Origin of the sequence: Micrococcus lacusdianchii (assembly GCF_023155805.1) — a bacterium.
GTDB lineage: Bacteria > Actinomycetota > Actinomycetes > Actinomycetales > Micrococcaceae > Micrococcus > Micrococcus lacusdianchii.
Genome location: NZ_JAKNUW010000056.1, coordinates 1 through 637 on the forward strand (window position 1 = coordinate 1; position 637 = coordinate 637).

Below are 637 nucleotides of genomic sequence, written 5' to 3' on the forward strand. Positions count from 1 at the left end.
GCACACCGTCGTTGAGGTCGGCGGTGATCCTGGGCGCCCCGTAGGCGCGGTCGCCACCCTGAGCGGGGTCTTGCAGCACCCGGATCCGCGCCGCCAACACCGCGTCGTCTGTCGCCTTCGCGGCTCGCCGCCCGGCGGAGTCCAGCCAGGCGTAGAACGACGAGCGGGCGACCTCGACGACCTCACACAACCGCTTCACGCCGTAGGCGTCCTTGTGATCCTCAACAAACTGGAAGCGGTTCACCAGTTCGTCTCCCCGGCGAAATACTTCGCCGCCTGACGGAGGATGTCCCGCTCCGTCTCGAGCTTGCGGGCCTCGGCCTGCAAGGCCGCGAGGTCGGCCTCCAACCGGAGGACCTTCGCCGCCTGCGACTCCGGTCGCCCCGTCGCCCCCGGCGGCGACGCAGCGGCAACCGTGACCCCGGAGCCGAACTTGTCGACCCACTCTTTCAGCGCACCCCGAGAGATCCCGAGATCCCCGGCGATGCCCTTGAGCGTCGAACCCGGCGTGGACTCATACAAGTCCACCGCGCGCTGCCGGAACTCGTCCGTGTAGTTCTTCCTAGCCATCCCTTGGATTCTCGCTTCCCCAGCATCGTGCTGGAATCAGCGTGTCCAAGATCAGGGGTCAAGCGCC

General features: G+C 67.7%; 1 protein-coding gene and 1 pseudogene. Both read right to left on the reverse strand.

Annotated elements, in window-relative coordinates; all coding sequences use genetic code 11:
* Positions 1–244 (reverse strand): annotated as a pseudogene (locus tag MA879_RS12315) (IS3-like element ISTesp3 family transposase); the annotation flags it as partial.
* Positions 241–570 (reverse strand): IS3 family transposase, encoded by a 330-nt coding sequence (locus MA879_RS12320; protein ID WP_031943831.1) that lies wholly within the window; start codon positions 568–570, stop codon positions 241–243. The gene MA879_RS12320 and the pseudogene MA879_RS12315, both read right to left, overlap by 4 nt.
* Between the last annotated feature and the right edge of the window lie 67 nt (positions 571–637).

What these genes read in the sequence shown, in the direction of transcription:
- MA879_RS12320 (WP_031943831.1), bottom strand. Translation starts at nt 570, where the DNA reads ATGGCTAGGAAGAACTACACGGACGAGTTCCGGCAGCGCGCGGTGGAC.